The sequence below is a fragment of the Streptomyces sp. NTD91 genome, assembly GCF_059510455.1.
On record NZ_JCAJZW010000016.1, the window covers coordinates 53,271 to 78,924 of the forward strand.

At 73.1% G+C, this 25,654-nt stretch carries 21 protein-coding genes and 2 pseudogenes; 17 read left to right on the top strand and 6 right to left on the bottom strand.

Going from position 1 to position 25,654, the window contains the following annotated elements:
* Window positions 1–45: 45 nt before the first annotated feature.
* From AC5WRT_RS18490 to cobI, 7 genes are read left to right on the top strand one after another with little or no spacing between them, the layout of a single operon-like run.
* Window positions 46–990, top strand: coding sequence for a cobalamin biosynthesis protein (locus AC5WRT_RS18490; RefSeq protein WP_496095950.1), 945 nt, complete (start codon window positions 46–48; stop codon window positions 988–990).
* Window positions 987–2,498, top strand: coding sequence for a cobyric acid synthase (locus tag AC5WRT_RS18495; RefSeq protein ID WP_496100409.1), 1,512 nt, complete (start codon window positions 987–989; stop codon window positions 2,496–2,498). The genes AC5WRT_RS18490 and AC5WRT_RS18495 overlap by 4 nt, the downstream gene beginning before the upstream one ends.
* Window positions 2,495–6,148, top strand: coding sequence for a cobaltochelatase subunit CobN (cobN, locus tag AC5WRT_RS18500; RefSeq protein ID WP_496100410.1), 3,654 nt, complete (start codon window positions 2,495–2,497; stop codon window positions 6,146–6,148). Before AC5WRT_RS18495 ends, cobN begins: the two co-directional genes overlap by 4 nt.
* Window positions 6,145–8,229, top strand: a complete 2,085-nt coding sequence (locus tag AC5WRT_RS18505) for a putative cobaltochelatase (RefSeq protein WP_496095953.1) — start codon at window positions 6,145–6,147, stop codon at window positions 8,227–8,229. The genes cobN and AC5WRT_RS18505 overlap by 4 nt, the downstream gene beginning before the upstream one ends.
* Entirely contained in the window at window positions 8,229–8,828 is a 600-nt protein-coding gene (gene cobO, locus AC5WRT_RS18510; protein ID WP_496095954.1) for a cob(I)yrinic acid a,c-diamide adenosyltransferase, read from the top strand. Before AC5WRT_RS18505 ends, cobO begins: the two co-directional genes overlap by 1 nt.
* Window positions 8,822–10,171, top strand: coding sequence for a cobyrinic acid a,c-diamide synthase CobB (locus tag AC5WRT_RS18515; RefSeq protein ID WP_496095955.1), 1,350 nt, complete (start codon window positions 8,822–8,824; stop codon window positions 10,169–10,171). The genes cobO and AC5WRT_RS18515 overlap by 7 nt, the downstream gene beginning before the upstream one ends.
* Entirely contained in the window at window positions 10,168–10,899 is a 732-nt protein-coding gene (gene cobI, locus AC5WRT_RS18520; RefSeq protein WP_496095956.1) for a precorrin-2 C(20)-methyltransferase, read from the top strand. Before AC5WRT_RS18515 ends, cobI begins: the two co-directional genes overlap by 4 nt.
* Before the next feature lie 23 nt (window positions 10,900–10,922).
* Here the strand turns inward: cobI and AC5WRT_RS18525 are convergent, their stop codons facing one another.
* Entirely contained in the window at window positions 10,923–11,657 is a 735-nt protein-coding gene (locus tag AC5WRT_RS18525) for a ZIP family metal transporter (RefSeq protein WP_496095957.1), read from the bottom strand.
* Window positions 11,658–11,774: 117 nt separating this feature from the next.
* Between AC5WRT_RS18525 and cobM the strand changes: the two genes are divergently transcribed.
* The 7 genes and pseudogenes from cobM to AC5WRT_RS18560 all read left to right on the top strand — a co-directional run.
* Window positions 11,775–12,593 carry a precorrin-4 C(11)-methyltransferase gene (gene cobM, locus AC5WRT_RS18530; protein ID WP_496095958.1) on the top strand — a complete coding sequence of 273 codons (819 nt, stop codon included), beginning with the start codon at window positions 11,775–11,777 and terminating at the stop codon, window positions 12,591–12,593.
* Window positions 12,590–13,876 (top strand): precorrin-6y C5,15-methyltransferase (decarboxylating) subunit CbiE, encoded by a 1,287-nt coding sequence (gene cbiE / locus AC5WRT_RS18535; protein WP_496095959.1) that lies wholly within the window; start codon window positions 12,590–12,592, stop codon window positions 13,874–13,876. The genes cobM and cbiE overlap by 4 nt, the downstream gene beginning before the upstream one ends.
* Complete coding sequence (cobJ, locus tag AC5WRT_RS18540) at window positions 13,873–15,543, top strand: precorrin-3B C(17)-methyltransferase (protein WP_496100411.1); 1,671 nt, start codon at window positions 13,873–13,875, stop codon at window positions 15,541–15,543. Before cbiE ends, cobJ begins: the two co-directional genes overlap by 4 nt.
* Window positions 15,540–16,127, top strand: a complete 588-nt coding sequence (locus AC5WRT_RS18545) for a precorrin-8X methylmutase (RefSeq protein WP_496095961.1) — start codon at window positions 15,540–15,542, stop codon at window positions 16,125–16,127. Before cobJ ends, AC5WRT_RS18545 begins: the two co-directional genes overlap by 4 nt.
* The gene (locus tag AC5WRT_RS18550; protein WP_496095962.1) at window positions 16,124–17,053 is read left to right on the top strand and encodes a sirohydrochlorin chelatase; all 930 of its coding nucleotides are present in this window, start codon (window positions 16,124–16,126) and stop codon (window positions 17,051–17,053) included. Before AC5WRT_RS18545 ends, AC5WRT_RS18550 begins: the two co-directional genes overlap by 4 nt.
* Complete coding sequence (gene cobC / locus AC5WRT_RS18555; RefSeq protein ID WP_496095963.1) at window positions 17,043–18,098, top strand: Rv2231c family histidinol phosphate aminotransferase CobC; 1,056 nt, start codon at window positions 17,043–17,045, stop codon at window positions 18,096–18,098. The genes AC5WRT_RS18550 and cobC overlap by 11 nt, the downstream gene beginning before the upstream one ends.
* Before the next feature lie 85 nt (window positions 18,099–18,183).
* A pseudogene (locus AC5WRT_RS18560) lies at window positions 18,184–18,414 on the top strand (NADPH-dependent oxidoreductase); the annotation flags it as partial.
* Between the two features lie 16 nt (window positions 18,415–18,430).
* On the opposite strand, the gene AC5WRT_RS18565 reads toward AC5WRT_RS18560, so the two are convergent.
* From AC5WRT_RS18565 to AC5WRT_RS18585, 5 genes are all read right to left on the bottom strand, one after another.
* Window positions 18,431–19,336 (bottom strand): SCO1860 family LAETG-anchored protein, encoded by a 906-nt coding sequence (locus AC5WRT_RS18565; protein ID WP_496100412.1) that lies wholly within the window; start codon window positions 19,334–19,336, stop codon window positions 18,431–18,433.
* Between the two features lie 157 nt (window positions 19,337–19,493).
* Window positions 19,494–20,585 (bottom strand): amidohydrolase family protein, encoded by a 1,092-nt coding sequence (locus AC5WRT_RS18570; RefSeq protein ID WP_496095965.1) that lies wholly within the window; start codon window positions 20,583–20,585, stop codon window positions 19,494–19,496.
* A gap of 18 nt (window positions 20,586–20,603) precedes the next feature.
* A complete protein-coding gene (locus AC5WRT_RS18575; RefSeq protein WP_496095966.1) occupies window positions 20,604–21,398 on the bottom strand; it encodes an amino acid ABC transporter ATP-binding protein in 795 nt (264 codons plus the stop codon).
* Entirely contained in the window at window positions 21,395–22,231 is an 837-nt protein-coding gene (locus AC5WRT_RS18580) for an amino acid ABC transporter permease (RefSeq protein ID WP_496095967.1), read from the bottom strand. The genes AC5WRT_RS18575 and AC5WRT_RS18580 overlap by 4 nt, the downstream gene beginning before the upstream one ends.
* Before the next feature lie 4 nt (window positions 22,232–22,235).
* Entirely contained in the window at window positions 22,236–23,090 is an 855-nt protein-coding gene (locus AC5WRT_RS18585) for a transporter substrate-binding domain-containing protein (RefSeq protein ID WP_496100413.1), read from the bottom strand.
* Window positions 23,091–23,315: 225 nt separating this feature from the next.
* Between AC5WRT_RS18585 and AC5WRT_RS18590 the strand changes: the two are divergent.
* The 3 genes and pseudogenes from AC5WRT_RS18590 to ectB form a co-directional block, all read left to right on the top strand.
* Window positions 23,316–23,544: pseudogene (locus AC5WRT_RS18590) on the top strand (alanine--glyoxylate aminotransferase family protein); the annotation flags it as partial.
* A 287-nt stretch (window positions 23,545–23,831) separates the two neighbouring features.
* On the top strand, window positions 23,832–24,350 hold the full coding sequence (ectA, locus tag AC5WRT_RS18595; RefSeq protein ID WP_496095969.1) for a diaminobutyrate acetyltransferase: 519 nt from the start codon (window positions 23,832–23,834) through the stop codon (window positions 24,348–24,350).
* 13 nt (window positions 24,351–24,363) lie between these two features.
* Window positions 24,364–25,635: a diaminobutyrate--2-oxoglutarate transaminase gene (gene ectB / locus AC5WRT_RS18600; protein WP_496095970.1), complete on the top strand. Its 1,272-nt coding sequence runs from the start codon at window positions 24,364–24,366 to the stop codon at window positions 25,633–25,635.
* The last annotated feature ends 19 nt before the right edge of the window (window positions 25,636–25,654 follow it).

The window sequence follows — 25,654 nt, forward strand, 5'->3', positions numbered from 1 at the left end:
GGACCCGTACCAGGCCCGTTCCTGACCCCACGGCCGGCTGAGCCGATGGGTGCCGATCGCAGTTACGCGTACGGTGCCGCCGCCGGCCTTCTCGGAGACCTGCTCCTCGGCGATCCGCGCCGGGGGCATCCGGTCGCCGTGTTCGGGCGTGCGGCCACAGCCGTGGACCGCGCGTTGTGGCACGACCACCGCGGCTGGGGCGCCCTGTACACCACTGTGTGCGCCGGTGGCGCCGTCGCACTCGGTGCACTGGCCGCACGCGCCGTGCGCCCCTCCCCCGCCGCCTCCTTCGCGCTGACCGCCGCCACCACCTGGGCGGTCGTCGGCGGCACTTCGCTCGCCCGCGAGGCCCGCGCGATCGGCCGCGCGCTGGAGTCCGGGGACGTCGCGGCGGCGCGGGCGCGACTGCCGCACCTGTGCGGCCGGGACCCGCAGGCGCTGGACGCCGACGGGATCGCCCGGGCCGTGGTGGAGTCCGTCGCCGAGAACACCTCCGACGCCGTGGTGGGCGCCCTGGTGTGGGGGGCCGTGGCCGGGGTGCCGGGGCTGCTGGGCTTCCGGGCCGTCAACACCCTGGACGCCATGGTGGGTCACAAGTCCGCGCGCTACCGGCGCTACGGCTGGGCCTCCGCCCGGCTGGACGACGTGGCCGGCTGGCCGGGGGCGCGGCTGACCGCCGCCCTCGCCGCCGTCGCCGGCCCCGATCCGCGCGGCGCCCTGCGCGCCTGGAAGGCCGACGCGGCCCAGCACCCGAGCCCCAACGCCGGCCCTGTGGAGGCGTCGTTCGCGGGCGCACTCGGTGTCCGGCTCGGCGGAACCCTCTCCTACGGAGGCCGGATCGAACACCGCCCCGTGCTCAACGCCGAGGCGGGACGGGCGGTCCGGGTCACCGACATCGGCCGGGCCGTACGGCTCTCCCGCCGCGTCGGCCTGCTCGCGCTCGGCGTCACCCTCGCCGCGCGCCGACTCGTGAAGGGACACAAGGCATGACAGGGGGCGGACTGCTGGTCGCCGGGACGACCTCCGACGCCGGAAAGAGCGTCGTGACGGCCGGAATCTGCCGGTGGCTGGCGCGTCGGGGTGTGAAGGTCGCGCCGTTCAAGGCGCAGAACATGTCGCTCAACTCCTTCGTGACCCGCGAGGGCGCGGAGATCGGGCGGGCGCAGGCCATGCAGGCCCAGGCGTGCCGGATCGAGCCGACCGCGCTGATGAACCCGGTGCTGCTCAAGCCGGGCGGCGAGCAGAGCAGTCAGGTGGTGCTGCTGGGCAGGCCGGTGGGCGAGTTGAGCGCCCGCGGCTATCACGGGGGGCGCGGGCAGAAGCTGCTCGGCACAGTGCTGGACTGCCTCGCCGAGTTGCGGGGCACGTACGACGCGTTGATCTGCGAGGGGGCGGGCAGCCCGGCCGAGATCAACCTGCGCCGGACCGACATCGTGAACATGGGCATCGCGCGGAGCGCGCGGCTGCCCGTGCTGGTGGTGGGCGACATCGACCGCGGCGGCGTCTTCGCCTCCTTCTTCGGGACCGTCGCCCTGCTCTCACCGGAGGACCAGGAGCTGGTCGCAGGGTTCCTCGTGAACAAGTTCCGGGGGGACGTCTCCCTGCTGGCCCCGGGGCTGGACATGCTCCGGGACCTCACCGGGCGCCGTACGTACGGCGTGCTGCCGTTCCGGCACGGGCTCGGCATCGACGAGGAGGACGGGCTGCGGGTCTCCTTGCGCGGAACCGTCCGGGAGTCCGCCGTGACTCCCCCGGTCGGCGAGGAGGTGCTGCGGGTCGCCGTGTGCGCGATCCCGCTGATGTCCAACTTCACCGACGCGGACGCGCTGGCCGCCGAACCGGGGGTCGTGGTGCGGTTCGTGGACCGGCCGGAGGAGCTGGCCGACGCGGACCTGGTGGTGGTTCCGGGCACGCGGGGGACCGTACGGGCGCTGGAGTGGCTGCGCGAGCGCGGGCTCGCCGACGCGCTCGTGAAACGGGCCGCCGAGGGACGTCCGGTCCTCGGGATCTGCGGCGGCTTCCAGATCCTCGGCAGGCACATCGAGGACGAGGTCGAGAGCCGGCGCGGGCACGTCGACGCACTCGGGATCCTGCCCGTGCGGGTCCGGTTCGCCCGGGAGAAGACCCTGACCCGCCCGGTCGGCGAGGCCCTCGGCGAGCGGGTCGAGGGGTACGAGATCCACCACGGGGTGGCGACCGTCGAGGGTGGCGCACCCTTCCTCGACGGCTGCCGGGCCGGCCAGACCTGGGGCACCCACTGGCACGGTTCCCTGGAGTCGGACGGCTTCCGGCGGGCCTTCCTGCGCGAGGTGGCCGCCGCCGCGGGCCGCCGCTTCGTGCCCGCGCCGGACACCTCCTTCGCCGCGCTGCGCGAGGAACAGCTCGACCGGCTCGGCGATCTGATCGAACAGCACGCGGACACGGACGCGCTCTGGCGGCTCATCGAGTCGGGCGCGCCGCAAGGACTGCCTTTCATCCCACCGGGAGCGCCCGCATGAACACAGTGTTGTTGTTGTCGACCGCCGACACGGATCTGCTGGCGGCCCGGGCGTCCGGTGCGGACTACCGCATCGGCAACCCGACCCGGGTGCACGTCGAACGGGAACTGCCGGTGCTGCTCGACGGCGCCGACCTCGCCGTCGTACGGCTGCTGGGCGGCAAACGGGCCTGGGAGGAGGGGCTGGCCGCACTGAAGGCCTCCGGCGTGCCGACCGTGCTGCTGGGCGGCGAGGCCGTACCGGACGCCGAGCTGATGGCCGAGTCGTCGGTGCCGGCCGGTGTGGTGGCGGAGGCGCTGAAGTACCTGGTCGAGGGTGGTCCCGCGAACCTGCTGGAGCTGTCCCGGTTCCTTTCGGACACCGTGCTGCTGACCGGTGAGGGCTTCGAGGAGCCGCGGAGGATGCCGGAGTACGGCGTCCACGGCGCGTACGAGATCGTCGAGGGCCGCCCGACGGTGGGCGTGCTCTTCTACCGGGCGCACGAGCTGAGCGGCAACACCGCCTTCGTGGACACCCTCTGCACGGCGATCGAGGCCAGGGGCGCCAACGCGCTCGCGGTGTACTGCGGTTCCCTGCGGGGCGCGGACGCCGGGCTGTACGAGCTGCTGGGGCAGGCCGACGCGCTGGTCGCGACCGTGCTCGCGGCGGGCGGCACCCACGCCTCGCAGGCGTCGGCGGGCGGCGACGAGGAGTCGTGGGACATCGGCGCACTCGCCGACCTGAACGTCCCGGTCCTGCAAGGACTCTGCCTCACCTCGTCGAAGGAGGCCTGGGCGGAGTCGGACGCCGCGCTGTCCCCCATGGACGCGGCGATGCAGGTCGCGATCCCGGAGTTCGACGGACGGCTGGTCACCGTGCCGTTCTCCTTCAAGGAGCAGGGCCCCGGCGAGGTCCCGGTGTACGTCGCCGACCCCGAGCGGGCCGCGCGGGTGGCCGGGATCGCCGTGCGGCACGCCCGGTTGAGGCACAAGCCGAACGCGGAGAAGAAGATCGCGCTGGTCTTCACCGCGTACCCGACCAAGCACTCCCGGGTCGGCAACGCGGTCGGTCTGGACACCCCGGCGTCTGCGGTCCGGGTGCTCGACGCGCTCCGGGACGCGGGCTACTCGCTGACCGAATACCCCTCCGTCGGCGACGAGTTGATCCACCGGCTGATCGAGGCCGGCGGGCACGATGTGGAGTGGCTGACCGAGGAGCAGCTGGCCGCCGCGCCCGCGCGGGTGCCGCTGGCGGACTACCGGGCGTGGTTCGAGAAGCTGGACCCGGAGCTGCGGGACGCGATGACCGGGGCGTGGGGCGAGCCGCCGGGCGGCCTGTACGTCGACGGCGACGACATCGTGCTGGCGTCCCTGCACTTCGGGAACGTCGTCGTGATGATCCAGCCGCCGCGCGGCTTCGGCGAGAACCCGATCGCGATCTACCACGATCCGGACATGCCGCCCTCGCACCACTACATGGCGGCCTACCGCTGGCTGGAGAACGGCTTCGGTGCGGACGCGATCGTGCACATGGGCAAGCACGGCACGATGGAGTGGCTGCCGGGCAAGGGCCTCGGGCTGAGCGCGGCCTGCGCACCGGACGCCGTCCTCGGCGAGCTGCCGCTGGTCTACCCGTTCATCGTGAACGACCCCGGCGAGGGCACCCAGGCCAAGCGGCGCGGGCACGCCACAGTGGTGGACCACCTGGTGCCGCCGATGGCGCGCGCGGACACCTACGGCGACCTGGCCAAGCTGGAGCAGCTGCTGGACGAGTACGCGCTCGTCTCCGACCTGGACCCGGCGAAGGCCCCGGCCGTCCGCGCCCAGATCTGGACGCTGGTCAAGGCGGCCGAACTGCACCACGACCTGCATGTGGACGAGCAGCCGGACGACGACGAGTTCGACGAGTTCGTCATGCACATCGACGGCTATCTGTGCGAGATCAAGGACGTGCAGATCCGCGACGGTCTGCACATCCTGGGCGGCGGCCCGGTCGGCGAGCCGCGGGTGAACCTGGTGCTCGCGGTGCTGCGCTCCTCGCAGGTGTGGGGCGGGCAGGCGAACGCGCTGCCGGGTCTGCGGGCCTGCCTCGCCGCTCGTTTCGGGCTGGTGGAGAAGGAGTTGCTGGCCGAGCCGGGCACGCCGGTGAAGGTGCCGGACGAGCTGACGGACCTGGTGGAGGGGCCGGCGCGTACCGCGTCCGACGCGATCGACCTGCTGGAACAGCTGTGCCGACGGATCGCGGAGGGCATGGAGGAGCGGGCCTGGGAGCGCGCGGCCGTGCGCCCGGTCCTGGACGACGTCCTCGGCACGGAACTCCCGGACGCGGTCGCGGTGCTGGAGTTCGCCTGCGACGAGGTGGTGCCGCGGCTCGCGCTCACCACCGACGAGATCGGGCACATCCTGCGGGCCCTGGACGGCGGTTACGTCCCGGCGGGTCCGTCGGGGTCGCCGACCCGTGGCCTGGTGAACGTGCTGCCGACCGGCCGCAACTTCTACTCCGTCGATCCGAAGGCCGTCCCGTCGCGGCTGAGCTGGGAGGTCGGCCAGTCGCTCGCGGACTCCCTGGTGCAGCGGTATCTGCAGGACACGGGCGAGTACCCGAAGTCCGTGGGCCTCACGGTGTGGGGAACGTCCGCGATGCGCACCCAGGGCGACGACATCGCCGAGATCCTGGCGCTGCTGGGGTGCCGTCCGGTGTGGGACGACGCCTCGCGCCGGGTGACCGGCTTCGAGGTGATCCCGCTGACGGAGCTGGGCCGGCCGCGCATCGACGTCACGGTCCGTATCTCCGGCTTCTTCCGGGACGCGTTCCCGCACGTCGTGGGCCTCATCGACGACGCGGTGCGGGCGGTGGCGGAGCTGGACGAGCCGGCCGGGTCCAACTACGTGCGGGCGCACGTGGAGGAGGACGCGGCCGAGCACGGCGACCGGCGGCGCGCGACCGCTCGTGTCTTCGGCTCCAAGCCGGGGGCGTACGGCGCCGGGCTGCTCCCGCTGATCGACGCCCGCAACTGGCGCTCCGACGCGGACCTCGCCGAGGTCTACGCCGTGTGGGGCGGCTACGCCTACGGACGCGGGCTCGACGGGCGGGCGGCGCGAGGGGACATGGAGACCGCGTTCAGGCGGATCGCCGTCGCCGCGAAAAACGTCGACACGCGCGAGCACGACCTGGTCGACGCGGACGACTACTTCCAGTACCACGGCGGCATGGTCGCCATGGTCCGGCACCTGACCGGCGCCAACCCCGAGGCGTACGTGGGCGATTCCGCCGTACCGGACCAGGTGAGGACACGCACGCTGGGCGAGGAGACCCACCGGGTCTTCCGGGCCCGGGTGGTCAACCCGCGCTGGATGGCGGCCATGCGCCGGCACGGCTACAAGGGCGCCTTCGAGATGGCGGCGACCGTGGACTATCTGTTCGGCTACGACGCCACGGCGGGCGTGGTCGACGACTGGATGTACGAGAAGCTCAGTGCGGAGTACGTCTTCGACCCGGAGAACCGGGACTTCATGAAGCAGTCCAATCCCTGGGCGCTGCGCGGGATCACCGAGCGGCTGCTCGAGGCGGCGGACCGGGGCCTGTGGGCCGAGCCGGACGCGGACACGCTGGAGCGGCTGCGCGCCACCTACCTGGAGCTGGAAGGCGACTTGGAGGGCGACGACCAGTGACCACCCCCTTCCCCTTTACGGCCGTTGTCGGCCAGGACGACCTGCGGCTCGCGCTGCTGCTGAACGCCGTGTCCCCCGCGGTCGGCGGTGTGCTGGTGCGCGGTGAGAAGGGCACGGCCAAGTCGACGGCCGTCCGCGCCCTTTCTGCGCTGCTGCCCGAGGTGGCCGTGGTGCCCGGCTGCCGGTTCTCCTGCGACCCGGCGGCCCCGGACCCGTCCTGCCCGGACGGTCCGCACGAGCCGGGGCCGGGCGCGCACCGGCCCGCGCGGATGGTCGAGCTGCCGGTCGGCGCCTCCGAGGACCGGCTGGTCGGCGCCCTGGACATCGAGCGGGCGCTCGCGGAGGGCGTGAAGGCGTTCGAGCCGGGCCTGCTGGCCGACGCGCACCGCGGGATCCTGTACGTCGACGAGGTCAACCTGCTCCACGACCACTTGGTCGACCTGCTGCTGGACGCGGCGGCGATGGGTGCCTCGTACGTGGAGCGCGAGGGTGTCTCCGTGCGGCACGCGGCCCGTTTCCTGCTCGTCGGCACCATGAACCCCGAAGAGGGCGAGCTGCGGCCCCAGTTGCTGGACCGGTTCGGGCTGACCGTGGAGGTCGCGGCCTCCCGGGAGCCGGACCAGCGGGTCGAGGTGGTGCGCCGCCGGCTGGCGTACGACGACGACCCGGCCGGTTTCGCCGCGCGGTGGGCCGAGGAGGAGGCCGCCGTGCGTCGACGGGTCGCTGCGGCACGGGAGTTGTTGCCGCGGGTGCGCCTGGGCGACGGCGCGCTGCGGCAGATCGCGGCGACCTGTGCGGCCTTCGAGGTGGACGGCATGCGGGCCGACATCGTGATGGCGCGCACGGCGACCGCGCTGGCCGCGTGGGCAGGGCGGACGGACGTGCTCGCCGAGGACGTGCGGCAGGCGGCGCTGCTCGCGCTGCCGCACCGCAGGCGACGCAATCCGTTCGACGCGCCGGGCCTTGACGAGGACAAGCTCGACCGGACGCTGGAGGAGTTCTCCGGCGACTCACCCGACGACGACCCCGACTCCGACTCACCCGACGACGATCCCGACTCCGACGGCCCCGGCCCCGACGGGCCCGGAGGCGGTGGGCAGCCGACACCTGACGCCGGGCCCCAGGCGGGCGGGGACACCCCCGCCCGCCCCGAGGCCGGTGAGGGCGGTCAGCCGCAGACGTCGGGCGCACGGGAGCAGTCCGCCGTACGGGCCGCCGAGCCGTTCCGCGCGAAGGTGCTGAGCGTCCCCGGGATCGGCGAGGGTGCGGCCGGGCGGCGCTCGCGGGCGCGCACCGAGCACGGGCGGACCACCGGGGCGCGCCGGCCGCGGGGTGCGCTGACCAAGCTGCATCTCGCGGCGACCGTGCAGGCCGCCGCTCCTCACCAGCGGGCACGCGGCCGGTCCGGGCGCGGGCTGGTGATCCGCCGGGACGATCTGCGGCAGGCGACCCGGGAGGGGCGCGAGGGCAACCTGGTGCTGTTCGTGGTGGACGCCTCGGGGTCGATGGCGGCGCGGCAGCGGATGGGCGCCGTGAAGGGCGCCGTGCTGTCGCTGCTGCTCGACGCCTACCAGCGGCGCGACAAGGTGGGGCTGGTGACGTTCCGGGGCTCCGGCGCCGAGGTCGCGCTGCCGCCGACCTCCTCCGTCGACGCCGCCGCCGCACGGCTGGAGTCGCTGCCCACCGGTGGCCGTACGCCGTTGGCCGCCGGGCTGCTCGAGGCGCGCGAGGTGCTGCGGGTGGAGCGGCTGCGGGATCCGGCGCGGCGGGCGCTGGTCGTGGTGGTGACCGACGGACGCGCCACGGACACAGGGGCGGCGCGAAGCGCCCGCGGCCGGGGGGGTGACCGGGCGACGGGTGGGAGCGGGCCGGTGGCGCAGGCCTGGCGGGCGGCGCGGCTGTTCGCGGCCGAGGGGGTCGCCTCGGTCGTCGTGGACTGCGAGTCGGGGCCGGTGCGGCTCGGGCTGGCCGGGCAGCTCGCGGGTGAGCTGGGCGGTGCGGCCGTCACGCTGGACGAGTTGCGGGCCGACTCGATCGCCGGGCTGGTCAGGGACGTTCAGGGCGACAGGAGGGCCGCGTAATGCCGCAGGGGCAGCCGAGTGTGGTGCCGGACGACGGGCTGACGACGCGTCAGCGGCGGAACCGTCCGCTGGTCGTCGTGCACACGGGCGTGGGCAAGGGCAAGTCGACCGCCGCGTTCGGGCTCGCGCTGCGCGCCTGGAACCAGGGGTGGCCCGTCGGGGTGTTCCAGTTCGTCAAGTCGGCGAAGTGGAGGGTCGGCGAGGAGCGGGCGCTGCGCGTGCTCGGCGACTCCGGCGAGGGCGGCACCGTCGCCTGGCACAAGATGGGCGAGGGCTGGTCCTGGGTCCAGCGGGACGCCCAGATGGACAACGAGGAGAAGGCCAGGGAGGGCTGGGAGCAGGTCAAGCGGGACCTGGCCGCCGAGACGTACCGGCTGTACGTGCTCGACGAGTTCGCCTACCCGATGCACTGGGGGTGGGTCGACACCGACGAGGTGATCGACGTGCTGCGCGACCGGCCGGGCACCCAGCACGTGGTGATCACCGGGCGGAACGCACCCGGGAGGCTGGTGGACTTCGCCGACCTCGTCACCGACATGTCCAAGGTCAAGCACCCCATGGACGTGGGGCAGAAGGGCCAGAGGGGCATCGAGTGGTGACCCCCGTTCCCCGGCTGGTCATCGCCGCACCGTCGTCCGGCAGCGGCAAGACCACCGTCGCCACGGGGCTGATGGCCGCGTTCGCCGCGCGGGGTCTCGCCGTGTCCCCGCACAAGGTCGGGCCGGACTACATCGACCCCGGGTACCACGCGCTCGCGACCGGGCGGGTGGGGCGCAACCTGGACGCGTACCTCTGCGGGCCGGAGCTGGTCGCCCCGCTGTTCCTGCACGGGGCCCGGGGGTGCGACCTGGCCGTCGTCGAGGGGGTGATGGGGCTGTACGACGGGGCGGCCGGGGAAGGCGAGCTGGCCTCCACCGCCCACGTGGCCGAGCTGCTGCGCGCGCCGGTGGTGCTGGTCGTGGACGCCTCGTCGCAGTCGCGGTCGGTGGCGGCGCTGGTGCACGGGTTCGCCTCCTGGGATCCTCGTGTTCGGGTCGGGGGCGTGGTCCTGAACAAGGTCGCGTCCGACCGGCACGAGGAGTTGCTGCGGGAGGCACTGGACTCGGCGGGTGTGCCGGTGCTGGGTGTGCTTCGGCGGGCAGCCCGGGTGGACACGCCCTCGCGGCATCTCGGCCTCGTCCCCGTTGCCGAGCGGCGGACCGACGCCGTGGACGCGGTGGCGGCGATGGCCGCGCAGGTCGAGCAGGGGTGCGATCTCGAGGCTCTGCTCGCACTGGCCGGGAGCGCGGGGGCGTTGCCCGGTGCCGCGTGGGAACCGCCCGGCAGCACGGTGAACAGGCGTGAGGTCGTCGCCGTCGCCGGTGGTCCCGCCTTCACCTTCTCCTATGCCGAGCACACCGAGCTGCTCGCCGCCGCCGGTGCCGAAGTGGTCACGTTCGATCCGCTCCACGACGAGCGGCTTCCCGAAGGGACCGCGGGGTTGGTCGTCGGCGGCGGGTTTCCCGAGGTGTACGCCGCCGAGCTGTCCGCCAACGAGCCGCTGCGCAGGGCCGTTGCCGACCTCGCGCTCTCCGGCGCGCCGGTCGCCGCCGAATGTGCCGGGCTGCTCTATCTGTGCCGGGAACTGGACGGACACCCCATGTGCGGGGTGCTGGACGCCACGGCGCGCATGACCCGGCGGCTCACGCTCGGCTACCGCGACGCCGTGGCCGTCGGGGACAGTTCGCTGGCCCTCGCCGGGACGCGGATGCGGGGGCACGAGTTCCACCGCACGATCGTGGAGCCCGGCGCCGGCGCGGCCCCCGCCTGGGGCGTGCGCGCGCCCGTACGGCGGGTCGAAGGTTTCGTACAGCAGGGCGTGCACGCGAGCTATCTGCACACGCACTGGGCGTCCGAGCCCGGTGTCGCCCGTCGCTTCGTGGAAAGGTGCCGGACGTCATGAGCAGCAGGCTGGTCGGAGTCGGGGTCGGGCCCGGTGATCCGGAGCTGGTGACGGTCAAGGGCGTGCGCGCCCTGCGGGCCGCCGATGTCGTCGTCGTACCGGTGATGGACACCGGCGAGCGCGGACGGGCCGAGGCGACCGTGTTGCACTACGTGCCCGAGGAAAAGGTCGTCCGGGTGGTGTTCGCGCTGAACGAGCGGACCGACCGGGCGCGGCGGGAGGCGGCCTGGGACGCGGCGGGAGCCGCCGTCGCCGCCCTGCTGGAGCGGCACGGGTCCGTCGCCTTCGCCACCATCGGCGACCCCAACGTGTACTCGACGTTCACGTATCTCGCGCAGACCCTGACGGAGCTGGTGCCGGACGTCGTCGTGGAGACGGTGCCCGGAATCACCGCGATGCAGGAGCTGGCGGCGCGGTCCGGCGCCGTGCTGACCGAGGGCACCGAGCCGTTGACGCTGGTGCCGGTGACGGCCGGGTCGGCCGTGCTCAAGGAGGCACTGGCCGGGCCGGGGACCGTCGTGGCGTACAAGTTCGGACGGCAGGCCGCGGAGGTCGCCGCGGCGCTGAAGGAGACCGGACGGCTGGCCGACGCCGTCTGGGGGTCGGCGCTGGGTCTGCCGGAGGAATCCGTGCGGCCGGCCGCCGCACTGGACGGGACGCCGCTGCCGTATCTGTCGACGCTGATCGCGCCCCCGCGGCGGGACGGCGGGCGGGGCGGGAAGCTGTGAGAGGCACCCGCCGGCCGGCCGGCTCAGCCGCCCGACAGCCCCACCACCAGCCAGATGAAGGCCGCGCCCGCGACCGTGCACAGCAGGGTGGAGCGGGCGGGGTGCTGATGGTGGGCCTCGGGGAGGATCTCGGCGGCGGCGAGGTAGAGCAGGACGCCGCCGAAGAGGCCCAGGTAACCGCCCAGCAGTGCTTCGGGGATGTGGAAGAAGGCGGTCGACAGGGCGCCCAGCAGGGGTGCGCAGGCGTCGGCCACCAGCATCGCCACCGCCCGGCGGCGGGCGTTGCCGTACAGGCTCGTGATGGTGAAGGTGTTGAAGCCGTCGGCGAAGTCGTGCGCGATCACGGCGAGCGCGACGGCCGTGACCATGCCGCCGCCCACCTGGAAGGCCGCGCCGATCGCCACGCCGTCCATGGCGCTGTGCCCCACCATCGCCCCGGCCGCCGCCAGGCCCACTTCCGGTGCCCGGTGGTTGTGGCCCTCGGCACCGCCGTGCGCGGCCGTGCGGGCGGCCAGGGTGTGCTCCACCAGATGGGCCAGCAGGAAACCGGCCACGAACAGCAGCAGGGCGGCGGGTACACCGAAGACCTCGCGGCCGGCGGCGCGCAGCGCCTCCGGCAGCAGGTCGAGGCCGACCACACCGAGCATCAGGCCGCCGGCCAGTCCCAGGACGAGATGGCGACGGTCGGTCACGCGCTGTGCCGTCCAGCCGCCGGCCAGCGTCATCAGGAACGCGCCGAGCGCGACGAAGACCGCCATAGGCCCTTGCTATCCGATGAAGGGGCCTTCGCGCACATCCGGCGTCGGCCACACTCCCCCAGACCCTGACATTTCCCCCGCTTTTGACGTGTGTTTCCGTACGAGAGGACCCTCCCCATGGCCGTTGCCCCCACCGGCAAGGTGACCTTCGTCGGTGCCGGCCCCGGCGCCGCCGATCTGCTGACGTTCCGCGCCGCACGCGCCATCGCCGAGGCGGACGTGGTGATCTGGGCGGCGAGCCTGGTCCAGGCGGAGGTGCTGGAGCACGCGCGCGAGGACGCCGAGATCCTGGACTCGGCGGCCATGCCCCTGGAGGAGGTCGTCGCCGTCTACCGTCGTGCTCACGCCGAGGGCCTGAAGGTGGCCCGGATCCACTCCGGCGACCCCGCGCTGTGGGGCGGCACGCAGGAGCAGCTGGACCGCTGCGCCGAGATCGGGATCGAGACCGAGGTCGTACCCGGCGTCTCGTCGTTCTCCGCCGTCGCCGCGCTCGCGCGGCGCGAGCTGACCATCCCCGAGATCGCGCAGTCCGTGGTACTCACCCGGCTGGGCGGCGGCAAGACGCCGATGCCGCCCGGCGAGGAGGTGCGCGAGTTCGCCCGGCACGGTACGACGATGGCGGTCTTCCTCTCCGCGGCGCGCAGCGGGCAGCTGGTGCGCGAGCTGCTGGAGGGCGGCTACCCCACGGACACCCCGGTGATCGTCGCCCACCAGGCGACCTGGCCGGAGGAGCTGGTCGTGAAGTGCACGGTCGGCACGCTGGAGGAGACGGTCAAGGAGCACAAGCTCTGGAAGCACACGCTCTTCCTGGTCGGCCCGGCGCTGGACGCGCACGGCACACGCTCGCACCTGTACCACCCGGGCCACTTCCACGGGTACCGCAAGGCCGACCCGGAGGCTCGGCGGGCGCTGCGCGAGCGCGGGGCGAGCAGGTGATCACGGTCGTCGGCACGGGGACGGGGGCGCCGGTTCCGGAGGACCTCCTGGCCGGGGCGGCCCTCGTCGTCGGCGGGCGCCGGCACCTGGACGCGGTACGGCTGCCCGGCGGTGCCGAACACGTCGTGCTCGGGCCGCTGGCGCCCGCCCTGGACACGATCGCCGAGTATCTCGGCAAAGAGCTCCCGGTGCTGGTGCTGGCCTCCGGGGATCCGGGGTTCTTCGGGATCGTGCGGGTGCTGGCCGAGCGGTTCGGGGCGCGGCGGCTGGAGGTGCGGCCCGGGGTCTCGTCCGTCGCCGCCGCGTTCGCGCGGGCGGGGCTTCCCTGGGACGACGCCGTGGTCGTCAGCGCGCACGGCCGGGACCTCCGGACGGCGGTCAACGTGTGCCGGGCACGGCCGAAGGTGGCGGTGCTGACCGGGCCGGGCGCGGGACCGGCGGAACTGGGGGCGGCGCTGCGGGACGACCCGGGTTACCCGGCCGGGGCGCCCGCACCCGGGTCCGCCGAGCCGGCCCCGCCGGGGCGTGTCCTCGTCGTCGCCTCCGGCCTCGGCTCCGCACGCGAGCGGCTCGAACGGGTCACCCCCGCCGAGGCCGCCGCCCGCGACTGGGGCCCGGACGTGAATGTGGTGCTGTGTCTCGACGAGAACCGCGCCCTCGGCGGGGTGCGGACGGTCGCCGGTGCGCCGGCCGGGCCCGCCGGATGGGCCCTGGACGAGGGTGAGTTCGCCCACCGCGACTCGATGATCACCAAGTTCGAGGTGCGGGCGCTGGCCCTGGCCCGGCTGGGGCCGCGCCTGGGTGACCTGGTGTGGGACGTGGGCGCCGGCTCGGGCTCGGTGGCGGTGGAGTGCGCGCGGCTCGGGGCGGCCGTCGTCGCCGTGGAGAAGGCGGCGGACGGCGTGGAGCGGATCCGTGCGAACGCGCGCGTCCACGGCGTCGACGTGCGGGTGGTGCACGGTTCGGCGCCGCGGGCCCTGGACGGGCTCGACGAGCCCGACGCGGTGTTCGTCGGCGGGGGCGGCCGCGAGCTGCCCGCCGTCGTCGACGCGTGCGCGCGCCGGGCCCGGCGGACCGTCGTCGTCGCCATGGCCGCGCTCGACCGGGTGCCGACCGCGCGTGGGGCGCTCATGGCCGCCGGATTCACCTGCGACGGGGTGCTGCTGCAGTCGTCCCGCCTGGCGCCGCTGCCCGGGAACGTGACCCGGCTCGCCGCGACCAATCCCGTGTTTGTCCTCTGGGGTGTCAGATCCCCGGTGTCCAGTGAAGGAGTTGCTCAGTGATCGGCCTGATTTCCGCGACCGCGGCGGGGGCGGCGGCACGCGACCGGCTGGCCGCGGCCTGGCCGGACCGGACGCGGGTGTACGAGGGACCCGTCGGGGAGGCGGTGCGGGCCGCGTTCGCCGAGTGCGAGCAGCTGGTGTGCTTCCTGGCGACGGGCGCGGTGGTACGGCTGCTCGCACCGCTGCTCGGCGACAAGACGGCCGACCCGGGTGTGGTGTGCGTGGACGAGGCCGGCCGGTTCGCGGTGTCGCTGGTCGGCGGGCACGGCGGCGGCGCCAACGAACTGGCCCGCGCGGTCGGCGGGTTGCTGGGCGCCGAGCCGGTGGTGACGACCGCGACGGACTCCGTGGGGCTGGCCGGCCTGGACACGCTGGGCCTGCCCTGCGAGGGCTCGGTCGCGACCGTGTCCCGCGCCCTGCTGGACGGTGATCCGGTCGCCCTCGAGGCGGAGTTGCCGTGGCCGCTGCCGCCGCTGCCGACCGCGCCGCAGGGGGCGTACACCGTCCGGCTCACCGACCGGGACGTCGTACCGGGCGAGCGCGAGGTGCTGTTGCGTCCACCGTCGCTGGTCGTCGGGGTCGGCGCGTCCAAGGGCGCTCCGGCGGAGCAGATCCTTGGCCTGATCGAGGAGTCACTGGCGCAGGCGGGGCTGTCGCCGAAGTCCGTGGCCGAGCTCGCCACCGTGGACGCCAAGTCGGAGGAACCGGGCGTCGTGGCCGCCGCGGGGCGGCTGGGGGTGCCGCTGGTGACGTACAGCGCCGACGAGCTGGCGGCGGTGGAGGTGCCGAACCCGTCCGCCGCACCGCTCGCCGCCGTCGGCACGCCGTCGGTGGCGGAGGCCGCCGCCCTGCTGCACGGCGGGGAACTCCTCGTGCCGAAGCGGAAGTCGGCCATGGCGACCTGTGCCGTCGTACGGCGTCCGGGGCGCGGGCGGCTCGCGGTGGTCGGGCTCGGGCCCGGCGCCCGGGACCTGCTCACCCCGCGCGCGGCGGCCGAGCTGCGCCGGGCCTCGGTGCTCGTCGGGCTCGACCAGTACGTCGACCAGATCCGCGACCTGCTGCGGCCGGGCACCCGGGTGCTGGAGTCGGGTCTCGGGGCGGAGGAGGAGCGGGCGCGTACGGCGGTCGCGGAGGCCCGCAGGGGGCACGCCGTGGCGCTGATCGGCAGCGGGGACGCGGGCGTGTACGCCATGGCCTCCCCGGCGCTCGCCGAGGCCTCGGACGACATCGACGTGGTCGGGGTGCCCGGGGTGACGGCCGCGCTGGCCGCGGGGGCGGTCCTGGGCGCGCCGCTGGGCCACGACCACGTGTCCATCAGCCTGTCGGACCTGCACACACCGTGGGAGGTCATCGAGCGGCGGGTGCGCGCGGCGGCCGAGGCGGACCTCGTGGTGACGTTCTACAACCCGCGCTCCCGAGGCCGCGACTGGCAGTTGCCGAAGGCGCTGGGCGTCCTCGTCGGGCACCGGGAGCCGGACACTCCGGTCGGGGTCGTGCGCAACGCCTCCCGGCCGGACGAGTCGAGCCGGGTGACCACGCTCGCCGCGCTGGACCCGGCGACGGTCGACATGATGACGGTCGTCACCGTGGGCAACACGGCCACCCGGATCGTCGCCGGGCGCATGGTGACCCCGCGCGGCTACCGCTGGCAGGAGGGCAACCGGTGAACCGGATCGTCCACCCCATCGAGCAGGAGTCGTTCCGGCGGCTGCGCGCCCGGCTGGACACCTCGCACTTCCCGCCGCTGACCCGGGCGGTGGTGGAGCGAGTCATCCACTCCGCCGCCGACCTGGCGTACGCCACCGATCTCGTCATGGCCGAGGACGACCTGGTGAGGGCGCATGCGGTGCTGCACGCCGGGGCGCCGGTCGTCGTGGACGTGGAGATGGTCGCGGCCGGCATCACCCGACGGGAGACGGTCTGCCGACTCAAGGACGCCAGGTCCGGGCCGGGGCTGACCCGTTCGGCGCATGCCGTGCGGCTCGCCCACGAAGAGGTCGGGCCGGGCGCGGTCTGGGTGATCGGCTGCGCGCCGACCGCTCTGGAGGAGCTGCTGACCCTGGACGCCTCCCCCGCACTCGTCATCGGCCTGCCCGTCGGCTTCGTCGGCGCGGCCGAGTCCAAGGCCGCGCTGCGCGCGAGCGGGCTGCCCGCCGTGAGCAACGTGTCCGAGAAGGGTGGCTCGGCGGTCGCCGCCGCCGCGCTCAACGCCCTGCTGTACCACCCCGTTTCGTCTGAGGAGACCTCGTGACCACCCCGCCCGCCCTGCTCATCGCCGGACACGGCACCCGTGACGATGCCGGAGCCGAGGCGTTCCGCGACTTCGTACGGCAGGTACAGCACCGCTCCGGCATGCCCGTCGCGGGCGGCTTCATCGAGCTGTCCGCGCCCCCGCTGGGCGAGGCCGTCGCCGCGCTGGTGGCGCAGGGTGTACGACGGTTCGCCACCGTGCCGCTGATGCTGGTGTCCGCCGGGCACGCCAAGGGCGACATCCCGGCCGCGCTGGCCCGTGAGAAGGAACGGCACCCGGGCATCTCGTACACCTACGGCCGTCCGCTGGGCCCGCACCCGGCGCTGCTGAGCGTGCTGGAGCGACGACTGGACGACGCGCTGGGTACCTCCGGCAGGAGCCCCGAGGACCGGGCCGACGTCACGGTGCTGCTGGTGGGCCGCGGTTCGACGGATCCCGACGCCAACGCCGAGGTGTACAAGGCGGCGCGGCTGCTGTGGGAGGGCCGCGGGTACGCGGGGGTGGAGACGGCGTTCGTGTCGCTGGCGGCTCCGGACGTGCCGAGCGGTCTCGACCGGTGCGCGGCGCTGGGGGCGCGCAGGATCGTCGTACTGCCGTACTTCCTGTTCACCGGCGTCCTGCCGGACCGGGTACGGCAGCAGACCGAGGGGTGGGCCGCCGCGCATCCGGGGATCGACGTGCGGTCGGCCGATGTCATCGGGCCCGAGCCGGAGCTGCTGGACCTGGTGCTGGAGCGGTACGAGGAGGCCGTCAAGGGCGATCTGCGGATGAACTGCGACTCGTGCGTGTACCGGATCGCGCTGCCGGGCTTCGAGGACAAGGTGGGACTGCCGCAGCAGCCGCACTACCACCCCGACGACGACGGCCACGGGCACGACCACGGGCACGGGCATCACGGGGGGCACTCGCACAGCCATGCGCACTGAGGACACGGGACCGGATCTGCGGCATCACGGGGACGCGGAGGTGCGGGACGACGGCGCCGCGTTGGTCGACCTCGCCGTCAACGTCCGCGCCCACACGCCCCCGTCGTGGCTGCGGGAGGAGATCGCCGCCTCGCTGTCGTCCCTCGCGGCCTACCCGGACGGGCGGGCGGCACGGGCGGCGGTGGCGGCGCGGCACGGGCTGCCGGTCGAGCGGGTGCTGCTGACGGCGGGCGCGGCCGAGGCGTTCGTGCTGCTCGCCCGGGCGCTGGAGGTACGGCGGCCGGTCGTCGTGCATCCGCAGTTCACCGAGCCTGAGGCGGCCCTGCGGGACGCCGGGCACACCGTGGACCGGGTGCTGCTGCGGGAGGAGGACGGGTTCCGGCTCGATCCGGGGGCGGTGCCGGAGGATGCCGATCTGGTGGTGATCGGGAACCCGACCAATCCGACGTCGGTACTGCATCCGGCGCAGGTGCTCGCGCAGCTCGCCCGCCCAGGCCGGGTGTTGGTGGTCGACGAGGCGTTCATGGACGCGGTGCCGGGCGAGCGGGAGGCGCTGGCCGGGCGGACCGACGTGCCGGGACTGGTCGTGCTGCGCAGCCTGACCAAGACGTGGGGGCTGGCCGGACTGCGGATCGGGTACGCGCTGGCTTCCGCGGAGATCGTCGCCGCGCTGGAGCGGGCGCAACCGTTGTGGCCGGTCTCCACGCCGGCACTGGCCGCGGCAGAGGCGTGTGTGGCGCCGCGGGCGCTGGCGGAGGCGGGGCATGCGGCACACCGGATCGCCTCCGACCGGGGTCATCTGGTCGCGGGGCTGGCCGAGCTCGCCGCGCGGGGCGTGCGGGTGGTGGAGCCGGCGGAGGGACCGTTCGTGCTGGTCCGTATGCCGGACGCGGGAGCTGTACGGCGGCGGTTGCGGGACCTGGGTTACGCGGTGCGGCGGGGGGACACGTTTCCGGGGCTCGGGGAGGAGTGGGTACGGGTCGCCGTACGGGACCGGGTGACGGTGAACGGCTTCGTGAAGGCGCTGTCGGCCGTGCTCCCGTGACCGGGGCTCGATGGCCGCCAACAGGGAGGCGGGGCAACTTGTGGTTGTGCTCCGGCGTGAGACGGCGAACGCGTCCGCCTCCTCCGGCGCGGCCGGTGGCCGGCACGCCTTGCTGCACCTCGAGAACGGGCTGACCGAGCTGGACGCGGTGACCGTCCGGGACGGTCTGGCCTTCCCGAACTCCTTCACCGCGTGACAGGACGGCCGCCCGCTGGGCGAAAAGGCCCCGTTGCGCGCCAAGGCGCTGCTGGACCAGCTGTCCTGGTGGGCGGCCACGCTCACGGTGGGCCGGGAGGCCGCTCCCTGCCCGGCGTGACCGCCGGACGGGAGCGTCAGCCCCTGCGACGGCGGGCCACCGTCACCGCTCCCCCGCCGATCAGCACCAGCGCCAGCGCGGCGCCCGCGATGTACGGGGTCGCGGAGCTGCCGCCGGTCTCCGCGAGGTCGTCCCGGGCGCCCTGGGGCTGAACGCCGGCGGCCGGATCGTGACCCGGCACCGGGTGGCCGGAGGGCGACACCGCCATCGGGGACTCGCAGGTGGCCTCGGCCAGGGTGACCGTGCCCTCTACATCGGCCACGTCGAGCTTCGACGGGTTGACGGAGACCCGCAGTTCCAGGGCGGTGGCGGCGGCGGTGCGGGTCGTGGTGCGGCGCTGGGCGAGATCGAGGCGGACCCCGCCGACGCCGGGTACCTCGACCTCGGTCGGCCCGCCGGCGGTGAGAGTGATCCGTTTGCCGAGGACCGTGACCGCGCCGAGGACGTTCGCCGAGGCGGCGGGTGCCTTGCCGGCCTCGCAGGCCGCGTCGGCGGTGACCGTGCCGACCTCGATCAGGGACAGCAGGGGCAGGCCGGGAACGTGCAGGCGGGCGTTCACGAGCCGCACCGAGCCCTCGGCGCGCCGTGCGGTCACGGTGGCCTTCGCGGAGGCGACGTCGGCGCCGAGGACGGTGAACGGCTTGCCGCCGGCCACGCCGTCCAGCCGGGCGGACAGCGCCGTCCTGTCGGCGCTCTGCGGTGCCCGGACCTCGTTGAGGGAGACCGCGAGCGGGACGTCGACGGTCTTGTTCAGGAGGGAGACGTCGAGGCCGGTGCGGAGCACGACCGCGGAGGCGCGACCGTGGTCGGTGGTCGCGTGCGCGGCGCTCGCGCCCAGCACCGCGGGCGCCAGGGCAAGGGCGGTGGCCGTCGCCAGGGCGGCCGTACGGCGTGCGGGCATGCGGGAGATGGTGCTGTTCAAGGCGTGGGACCCCCAATGGAAACTCGCTCGGGACCCGTCAACCTTGTACGCACTGTGAGTGAACGGTCAGTGATCCTGGGTTACTTCACTCGAACGTGGATTTCCCGTGCGTCGATTCGAATCACCGGGCACGGACGTTCCCGTCCTCCTCAGGCGGCTACTCGACCACGAGGCCGTTCAGCACGACCCGGCGCGGCGCCGCCAGCACTCGCACGTCCGCCCGCGGGTCACCCTCGTACACCACCAGGTCGGCCGGCGCGCCCTCCTCGAGGCCGGGGCGGCCGAGCCAGGCGCGGGCGCCCCAGCTGGTCGCGGACACGGCGTCCACGGCGGGGATTCCGGCGGTGACCAGCTCGGCCACCTCGGCCGCGACCAGGCCGTGGGCCAGTGAGCCGCCGGCGTCCGTGCCGACGTACACCGGGACACCGGCGTCGTAGGCGCCGCGCACCGTGTCGTAGCGGCGCTCGTGCAGCCTGCGCATGTGCGCGGACCAGCGCGGGAACCGGGTGTCGCCACCGGCCGCGAGCTGCGGGAAGGTGGCGATGTTGACGAGGGTCGGGACGATCGCGACCCCGCGCTCGGCGAACAGCGGGATCAGCTCGTCGGTCAGACCGGTCGCGTGCTCGATGCAGTCGATGCCCGCCTCGACCAGGTCGCGCAGGGAGTTCTCGGCGAAGCAGTGCGCGGTGACGCGGGCGCCGAGCCGGTGGGCCTCGGCGATGGCCGCCTCGACCGCCGCGCGCGGCCAGCAGGGGGCGAGGTCGCCGAGGTCGCGGTCGATCCAGTCGCCGACCAGCTTGACCCAGCCGTCGCCGCGCCCGGCCTCCCGGGCGACGTACGCGACCAGGTCCTCCGGTTCGATCTCCCAGGCGAAGTTGCGGATGTAGCGGCGGGTACGGGCGATGTGCCGGCCGGCCCGGATGATCTTCGGGAGGTCCTCGCGGTCGTCGACCCAGCGGGTGTCGGAGGGCGAACCGGCGTCCCTGATCAGCAGGGTGCCGGCCTCCCGGTCGGTGAGCGCCTGCTTCTCCGCGGTCGCGGCGTCGACCGGACCCTCGGCGCCGAGGCCCACATGGCAGTGGGCGTCGACGAGGCCGGGCAGCGCCCAGCCCTCGACGGTGGTGACGTCCCGGGCCACGGCGGGGCGGTCGTACGACACCCGGCCCCCGACCACCCACAGCTCGTCGCGGACGTCCTCGGGTCCGGCCAGGACCCGCCCCTTCACGTGCAGCACGGCGCCATCGCTCATGCCCCTGACCTTAACGAGCTAGGGCTGCTCGTTCCCCACCCGGTCGGAGTTCTCCTCCTCCACCTCGGCCATTGCCGGGTCGAGCAGGCGGGAGAGGAAGTGCCGGGTGCGCTCGTGCCGCGGGTCGCCGATGACCTGTTCGGGGCTGCCGTCCTCGACGATCACGCCGCCGTCCATGAAGACGACGCGGTCGGCGACCTCGCGGGCGAAGGTCATCTCGTGGGTGACGACCATCATCGTCATGCCGTCCCGCGCGAGCATGCGCATGACGGCGAGGACGTCGCCGACCAGTTCGGGGTCGAGCGCCGAGGTCGGCTCGTCGAAGAGCATCACCTCCGGGCCCATCGCCAGCGCCCGGGCGATGGCGACGCGCTGCTGCTGGCCGCCGGAGAGGGAGGACGGGTAGGCGTCCGCCTTCTCGGCCAGGCCGACCCGGGCCAGGTTCTCGGCGGCGATCCTCGCGGCGGTCGCCTTGTCCCGGCCGAGCACCCGGCGCTGCGGCAGCGTGAGGTTCCCGGTGACGCTGAGGTGCGGGAAGAGGTTGAACTGCTGGAAGACCATGCCGATGCGGCGGCGTACGGCGTCGATGTCGACGTCCGGGTCGGTCAGCTCGGTGCCGCCGACGAAGACCTGTCCCGCGCTGGGTTCCTCCAGCAGGTTCACGCAGCGCAGCAGCGTGGACTTGCCGGAGCCGGAGGGGCCGATGACGCAGACGACCTCGCCCTGGCCGATCTCCAGGTCGACGCCCCGCAGGACGTGGTTGTCGCCGAAGGACTTGTGCAGGTCCTTGACGCGGATCTCGGGGCGGGTCACCGGATCTCCCTCCGCGCCCTGGATTCCATGCGGCGCACGACGAGGCTGAGCGGAATCGTGATCAGCAGGTAGCACAGGCCCGCGACCAGGATGGGGGTGGAGTTGGCGGTCGAACTGGCCAGGTCGTTGCCGAACTTGGACAGTTCACGCTGTTCCAGCGTGACGCCGAGGAACAGCACCAGCGAGGAGTCCTTGAAGAGCAGGACGAGTTCGTTGGTCAGCGGCGGCAGGATGATCCGGAAGGCCTGCGGCAGGATGATGGAGACCATGGCCCGCGCGGGCGAGAACCCGAGCGAGCGGGCCGCCTCCATCTGTCCCTTGGGCACGGCCTGGATGCCCGCGCGGATCGTCTCCGCCATGTAGGCGGCGGAGACCAGTCCGAGGGCGACGGCCACCTTGCCGTAGACACCGCCCGGGTACTCGATGCTCGGGAAGGCCAGCGGCACGCCGGTGCCGACGAAGATGAAGATCAGCAGCGCGGGCAGACCGCGGAAGACCTCGATGTACACGCCGGCGAGCCAGCGGTAGGGCCCCACGGACGACAGGCGCATCAGTGCGACGAGCATGCCGAGGGCGAGGCCGACGGCGAACCCGGACAGCGTGTACAGCACGGTGTTCTCCATCGCCACCGTGATGAGGTCCGGGAACAGCTGCTTGGCGATGCGGCCCTGCGCGAACTGGTTCTGCAGCCGGCCCCAGTCCGCGGTGACCGCGAAGGCGATCAACGCGGCGGCGAAGACGACGTACTGCGCCCCGCGCGACAGCCGCTGCTTCTGCCGGCGCGTCAGTCCGCTCTTCCTGGGCTGTATCGGTGTGTCCGTGTCGGTGGTCATGGAGTCAGGAGGCGGAGGCGGCCGGGGAGGCGGCGGAGGCGCTGTACGGGCCGATCCACTGCTCGTAGATCTTCTTGTACGCGCCGTCGGCCTTGGCGTCCCGCAGAGCCTTGTTGATGGCGTCGAGCAGGGCCTTGTTGCCCTTCTTCACCGTGAAGCCGTACTGCTCGCCCGTCTTGAGGTTGTCGACGACCTTGAACTTCGCCGCGTTGTCCCTGTCCTTCAGCCAGCCCTGGACCACGGGGTAGTCGATGATCACGGCCTGGACCTGCCCGGTGCGCATGCCGTTGAGGACCGCGTCGGAGGAGGCGAAGGAGACCGGGTCGAAGCCCTTGCTCTTGGCGAAGTCCTCGCCGGTGGTCTGCGCCTGGGCGCCGAGCTTCTTGCCCTTGGCCTTGACGTCCGCGAGCGAGGTGATGCCGCTGTTCTTGTCGACGAGCACCGCCTGGGTGGCCTCGAAGTACGGGTCGGAGAAGTCGACGTTCTTCTTGCGTTCCGGGGTGATCGTCATGCCGGCGGCGGCCAGGTCGCACTGGCCGGAGTTGAGGAAGGCGCCGGTCTTGAAGTTCTCGAACGGCGTGTCGAGGATCTGCTGCTTCACGCCGAGGTTCTTGGCGACGAGGTCGATCAGGGAGACGTCGAAGCCCTGGACCCTGCCGTCGATCTCCGACTGGAACGGCGGGTACGGCAGGTGGGTGCAGGTGGTCAGCTGGCCGGCCCTGACCAGGTGGACGCCGTCGACGGTGGCCTTGCCGCTCCCCGAGCCGCTGGAGGAACAGCCGGCCGCGACGAGCACGAGGCCGGCGGTCGCGGTGGTGGCAGCCAGCAGGCGGGTCCGGCGTCCGAGGAGCGTTTTCATGGAGGGATCTTCTCTGTGGGGAACTGTGGGTTCCGATTATAAGGAGGAGTTTGAGGCTCTCAAACCAAACCCATGGTTACGCGGGCGCTGGACCTGCGATCGGGGGAGTTTGTCCCGTACATCACCCCCGAGAACCAGGAGAGCGCCGCCGTGACCCACCCCTTCCCGGACCGCCCTCCACTGACCGCCGAGCGCTTCGCCGCCGCCGAGGACGCGGCCGCGCGATACGCACAGAAGGACGCGGCGCCGGTGGCCACGACACTGCGGGTGCCCTCCGCAGTCGTGGCGTCGGAACCGGCACCCCGGGCCCTGAAGAGTGATCCCGCACCGCCGATCGCCGCCGGCGGCGGGGCGCCGGCCGAGGGATGATCCGGGTCACCCACTACGGGACGGACGCCTCGCCGGGAGGCCGTGGAGGTGTCTCGCGGCGATCGGTGCGGCACTCGGCGCCTGAATCCGACGACGCCACCGCATTCCGAATTCAAAATTCAGAAGGTCTCACGATTTCCGCCCAATTCCCCTCGTGGTAGCTTCCCATCAGCTCCTGCCCGCTTTTTGCGAGGCTAAACAGGGAAGTTTTCCGGCAGGTTTCGAGCGGTTTCCAAGGTGTGACATACTCCACAGTACTGTCGCTTTGCCCCGATTTGCAGGGGGTTAAGTCGGGCATTTCACCACTCCCCCTGTGCGGCGCAGCCACGACGCCCGTGCATTTCCTAATTCGCCTCGCTAAATTCGTGCCGCATGACTGCCGCACCCGCAGACCTGATCGTCGACCAACCGGCGGTGACCGACGGAGCCGCGCTCTGGCGTCTCGCCAAGGACTCGAAAACCCTCGACCTGAACTCCTCGTACAGCTATCTGCTGTGGTGCCGGGACTTCGCCGGCACCTCGGCGGTGGCGCGCGGTGCGGACGGGGAGCCGGTCGGTTTCGTCACCGGCTACGTACGGCCGGAACGGCCCCGCACGCTGCTCGTCTGGCAGGTGGCCGTCGACTCCGCCCGGCGGGGTCACGGCATCGCCGCCAGACTGCTGGACGGGCTGACCGCACGGCTCACCGCCGAGCGCGGCATCACCGGCGTCGAGACCACCGTCACCCCCGGCAACACCGCCTCCGAGCGGCTGTTCACCTCGTTCGCCGCCCGGCACGGCGCGCGCCTGGACCGTGAGGTGCTGTTCCCCGCCGAGCTGTTCCCTGACGGCCCGCACGACCCCGAAGTTCTCTACCGCATCGGCCCGTTGACCGCCTCCACCCCCCGCTGAGGAGCGATTCACCGTGACCATCACCCAGCCCGACCTGAGCGTCTTCGAGACCCTCGAGTCCGAGGTGCGCAGCTACTGCCGCGGCTGGCCCACCGTCTTCGACCGCGCGCAGGGCAGCCGGATGTTCGACGAGGACGGCCACGCGTACCTCGACTTCTTCGCCGGGGCCGGCTCACTCAACTACGGCCACAACAACCCGGTGCTCAAACGGGCGCTGATCGACTATCTGTCCCGGGACGGGGTGACCCACGGCCTCGACATGTCGACCACGGCCAAGCGGTCCTTCCTGCAGACCTTCCAGGACCTGGTGCTGCGCCCGCGCGACCTGCCCTACAAGGTCATGTTCCCGGGCCCGACCGGCACCAACGCCGTGGAGTCGGCGCTGAAGCTGGCCCGCAAGGTGAAGGGCCGGGAGTCGATCGTGTCGTTCACCAACGCCTTCCACGGGATGTCGCTGGGCTCGCTCGCCGTGACAGGCAACGCCTTCAAGCGGGCCGGCGCCGGGATTCCGCTGGTCCACGGCACGCCGATGCCGTTCGACAACTACTTCGACGGCAAGGTCCCCGACTTCCTGTGGTTCGAGCGGCTGCTGGAGGACCAGGGCTCCGGTCTCAACAAGCCCGCCGCCGTGATCGTGGAGACCGTGCAGGGCGAGGGCGGCATCAACGTCGCCCGGCCCGAATGGCTGCGCGCGCTGAAGGAGCTGTGCGAGCGGCAGGACATGCTGCTGATCGTCGACGACATCCAGATGGGCTGCGGCCGTACCGGCGCCTTCTTCTCCTTCGAGGAGTCCGGGATCGTGCCCGACATCGTCACGGTGTCCAAGTCGATCAGCGGCTACGGACTGCCGATGTCACTGTGCCTGTTCAAGCCGGAGCTGGACGTCTGGGAACCGGGCGAGCACAACGGCACGTTCCGGGGCAACAATCCGGCGTTCGTCACCGCCACCGCGGCCCTGGAGACGTACTGGACCGACGGCTCGGCCATGGAGAAGCAGACCCGCACCCGTGGTGAGCAGGTCGAGCAGGCGCTGATCGCCATCACCGAGGAGAACCTCGCCGACGTCAAGGAGTACCGCGGCCGGGGCCTGGTGTGGGGCGTGGAGTTCCACGACAAGGGCCGGGCCTCGAAGGTCGCCGGGCGGGCCTTCGAGCTCGGGCTGCTGATCGAGACGTCCGGCCCGGAGGGCGAGGTCGTCAAGCTGCTGCCCGCCCTCACCGTCACCCCCGAGGAACTGGACGAGGGCCTGAGCATCCTCGCCCGCGCCGTCCGGGAAACCGTCTGAACCGCTGAAGCCGACCAGG

Coding starts and splice junctions, on each gene's coding strand:
- AC5WRT_RS18490 (WP_496095950.1), top strand. CDS start 46: ATGGGTGCCGATCGCAGTTACGCGTACGGTGCCGCCGCCGGCCTTCTC.
- AC5WRT_RS18495 (WP_496100409.1), top strand. CDS start 987: ATGACAGGGGGCGGACTGCTGGTCGCCGGGACGACCTCCGACGCCGGA.
- cobN (WP_496100410.1), top strand. CDS start 2,495: ATGAACACAGTGTTGTTGTTGTCGACCGCCGACACGGATCTGCTGGCG.
- cobO (WP_496095954.1), top strand. CDS start 8,229: ATGCCGCAGGGGCAGCCGAGTGTGGTGCCGGACGACGGGCTGACGACG.
- cobI (WP_496095956.1), top strand. CDS start 10,168: ATGAGCAGCAGGCTGGTCGGAGTCGGGGTCGGGCCCGGTGATCCGGAG.
- AC5WRT_RS18525 (WP_496095957.1), bottom strand. CDS start 11,657: ATGGCGGTCTTCGTCGCGCTCGGCGCGTTCCTGATGACGCTGGCCGGC.
- cobM (WP_496095958.1), top strand. CDS start 11,775: ATGGCCGTTGCCCCCACCGGCAAGGTGACCTTCGTCGGTGCCGGCCCC.
- cobC (WP_496095963.1), top strand. CDS start 17,043: ATGCGCACTGAGGACACGGGACCGGATCTGCGGCATCACGGGGACGCG.
- AC5WRT_RS18570 (WP_496095965.1), bottom strand. CDS start 20,585: ATGAGCGATGGCGCCGTGCTGCACGTGAAGGGGCGGGTCCTGGCCGGA.
- AC5WRT_RS18580 (WP_496095967.1), bottom strand. CDS start 22,231: ATGACCACCGACACGGACACACCGATACAGCCCAGGAAGAGCGGACTG.
- AC5WRT_RS18585 (WP_496100413.1), bottom strand. CDS start 23,090: ATGAAAACGCTCCTCGGACGCCGGACCCGCCTGCTGGCTGCCACCACC.
- ectA (WP_496095969.1), top strand. CDS start 23,832: ATGACTGCCGCACCCGCAGACCTGATCGTCGACCAACCGGCGGTGACC.